The organism is Actinosynnema sp. NPDC023658 (assembly GCF_040639995.1).
GTDB lineage: Bacteria > Actinomycetota > Actinomycetes > Mycobacteriales > Pseudonocardiaceae > Actinosynnema.
This window is the reverse complement of sequence record NZ_JBFAAX010000735.1, coordinates 1-2844: the sequence shown is the minus strand read 5'-3', so window position 1 is coordinate 2844 and position 2844 is coordinate 1. Positions and strand designations below refer to the sequence as shown.

Here is a 2844-nt window from a genome sequence, read left to right as displayed (position 1 = left end):
GTTCGGCGAACGACCGCGCGACGCCGAGTTCGTCGGCCGCCTCGGCGGTGGCGCGGACCTGCGCGCCCGCCCGTGCGGCGGCGCGCAGCAGACCCTCCCGGTCGGCGTCGGTGAGCCGGGACTGGTCGTCGAGGAGGCTGTCGTCAAGCACGGGAGCTCACCCGGCCGTCGGCTCGACAGCCTCGTCCAGCAGCAGCACCGGGATGCCGTCCCGCACCGGGAACGACCGGCCGCACGAGGTGCAGGTCAGGTAGTCCGCCAGCGGGTCGGACGCGGTGCCGACCTTCAGCGGGGCGTGCTCCGGGCACGGACAGGCCAGGATCTCCAGCAACTGCGCGTCGAGTTGAACAGCCACGGCGCTCATCCCCTCACGATCGCCAGGACCTCGTCGCGCAGCGCCGCGACGGAGGCCGCGTCGGCGGCTTCGACGTTGAGCCGGAGCAGCGGCTCGGTGTTGGACGCACGGAGGTTGAACCAGGAGCCGTCCGGCAGGTTCACCGTGAGGCCGTCCAGCTCGTCCAGCTCGACGCCCTCGCGCCCGCCGAACTCGGCCTTGATCGCGGCCAGCCTGCCCTGCTGGTCGTCCACCGTGGAGTTGATCTCGCCGGACGCGGCGTAGCGGGAGTAGTCGCTGGTCAGGGCCGACAGAGGCCCGTCCTGCTCACCGAGCGCGGCCAGCACGTGCAGCGCGGCCAGCATGCCCGTGTCGGCACGCCAGAAGTCGCGGAAGTAGTAGTGCGCGGAGTGCTCGCCGCCGAAGATGGCGCCGGTCTTGGCCATCTCCTCCTTGATGAACGAGTGGCCGACGCGGGTGCGCACCGGCACGCCGCCGTGCTCGCGGACGATCTCCGGCACGCCGTGCGAGGTGATCAGGTTGTGGATGATCGTGCTGCCCGGGTCCTTGGCCAGCTCGCGCACCGCGACCAGGGCCGTGATGGCGGACGGGGACACCGGCTCGCCGCGCTCGTCGACCACGAAGCAGCGGTCCGCGTCGCCGTCGAACGCCACGCCCGCGTCCGCACCCTCTTCGCGCACCCGCGCCTGGAGGTCGACGATGTTGGCCGGGTCCAGCGGGTTGGCCTCGTGGTTGGGGAAGTTGCCGTCCAGCTCGAAGTACATCGGCACGACGTCGATGGGCAGGCCCTCGAACACCTTCGGCACCGTGTGGCCGCCCATGCCGTTGCCCGCGTCCACCACGACCTTCAACGGCCGGCTGCCGCTCAGGTCGACCAGTTCCCGCAGGTAGGCGGCGTACTGGGTGAGCATGTCCTGCTCGGTGACCGTGCCCGCGGTGACGCCCTCGGCGTCCGGCACGCCCTGCTCGACGTCCGCGCGGATCTGCGCCAGGCCGGTGTCCTGGCCGACCGGCGCGGCGCCGGGGCGGCACAGCTTGATGCCGTTGTACTTGGCCGGGTTGTGGCTGGCGGTGAACATCGCGCCGGGCAGGTCCAGCTTGCCGGAGGCGAAGTACAGCATGTCGGTGCTGGCCAGGCCGATGCTGACCACGTCGACGCCCTGCGCGGTGACGCCCTGCGCGAACGCCGCGGCCAGGCCGGGCGACGAGTCGCGCATGTCGTGGCCGATCACCACGGCGGGGCCGCCCACCAGGCGCGCGAACGCCGCGCCGAAGTCGCGGACGACGTCGGCGTCGAGCTGCTCACCGACGACACCGCGGATGTCGTAAGCCTTGACGATGGCGGACAGATCGCGCACGGCCACACTCCCGAGTTGGCTCTTGACACTGCCTCGGGAAAGCCTACCGGCGCGCGTGTGAGCGTCGTGTCCGGTCGCCCGGGTCGGCGTTCAGTCCTCGTTCGGATCGGGCAGGACGCGCAGGTGGCCGCGCCGGATCGTGCCCGCGGGCAGCTCCGGCAGCTCCACCTGGGGGGTGGCCCGGCCCGCCTCGCGGACCGCCTCGGCCAACGCCGTCAGGTCGTCCACGGTCGGTTCGGGGGCGCGGAACTCGCCCTGGTGGCGGACGACCTCCCAGCCGCGCGGCGCGGTGAGGCGCAGGGCGTGCTCTTCGCAGAGGTCGTAGGAGTGCGGTTCGGAGTACGTCGCCAGGGGCCCGACCACCGCTGTGGAGTCCGCATAGGCGTACGTGAGCGTGGCGACTGCCGGGTTCGCGCACCCGGTTCGCGAGCACCGTCTCACGCTCCGCACGGCGGGGACGATATCGCGTCCCGCGCGGCGTGTGTTGGATTACCTCCGGCGCGGCGTTGGCGGCGGTGCCCCGGTCGGGCAAGTTGCCTGGTCGCGGAGGTACGGGTGTACGGGGTCCGCGGGCGGACAACTACCCTTTACCCCGTGGTGATGGCTCGGGGTTCACGGCGGCAGGGCGCTCCGCGGCGACGCAACCGCGACCGGCACGGTCGGGGGTTGCGCGGCCCGCTCTACCCGGCCACGTTGCCGGCGGCCCGCAGCCGCGCGGAGCGGTTCGACGCGCTGGTGCTGGAGGCGCTGGAGCCGATCGAGGCGCGGTGGCGGACGGAGCTCACGCAACTGGACGTGGCGGTGGACGACGTGCCGGACGTCCAGTCGGGCGACGACGGCGACGTGGTCGAGGACGGCAACGTCCCCCTGGCCCGGCTGGTGCCGGCCGGGGCGGACAGCCGTGCCCGCATCGTGCTGTACCGGCGGCCCCTCGAAGCGCGGGCGAAGGACGGGGCCGACCTGTCCGACCTGGTGCACGACGTGCTGGTGGAGCAGGTCGCCAACTACCTGGGCCTGGACCCCGACGTCATCGACGGCGACTGACCCGAACGCTCGACCCGCCCGTCCCCAACGCAGGACACGCCCGTTCCGAACGTAGGACACGCGCGACGTGAACGTAGGACACGCGCG

The 2844-nt window shown here is 72.6% G+C and carries 4 protein-coding genes; 1 reads left to right on the top strand and 3 read right to left on the bottom strand.

Going from position 1 to position 2844, the window contains the following annotated elements:
• Nucleotides 1–157: 157 nt before the first annotated feature.
• The 3 genes from AB0G02_RS33975 to AB0G02_RS33965 all read right to left on the bottom strand — a co-directional run bounded on the left by AB0G02_RS33975 (nucleotide 158) and on the right by AB0G02_RS33965 (nucleotide 2163).
• Nucleotides 158–355: a Trm112 family protein gene (locus tag AB0G02_RS33975; protein ID WP_073886315.1), complete on the bottom strand. Its 198-nt coding sequence runs from the start codon at nucleotides 353–355 to the stop codon at nucleotides 158–160.
• 5 nt (nucleotides 356–360) lie between these two features.
• Nucleotides 361–1713 (bottom strand): phosphomannomutase/phosphoglucomutase, encoded by a 1353-nt coding sequence (locus tag AB0G02_RS33970; RefSeq protein ID WP_360802602.1) that lies wholly within the window; start codon nucleotides 1711–1713, stop codon nucleotides 361–363.
• A gap of 90 nt (nucleotides 1714–1803) precedes the next feature.
• Nucleotides 1804–2163: a DUF3499 domain-containing protein gene (locus AB0G02_RS33965; RefSeq protein ID WP_073885657.1), complete on the bottom strand. Its 360-nt coding sequence runs from the start codon at nucleotides 2161–2163 to the stop codon at nucleotides 1804–1806.
• Nucleotides 2164–2313: 150 nt separating this feature from the next.
• On the opposite strand from AB0G02_RS33965, the gene AB0G02_RS33960 reads away from it, so the two are divergent.
• A complete protein-coding gene (locus tag AB0G02_RS33960) occupies nucleotides 2314–2757 on the top strand; it encodes a metallopeptidase family protein (RefSeq protein ID WP_360802605.1) in 444 nt (147 codons plus the stop codon).
• The last annotated feature ends 87 nt before the right edge of the window (nucleotides 2758–2844 follow it).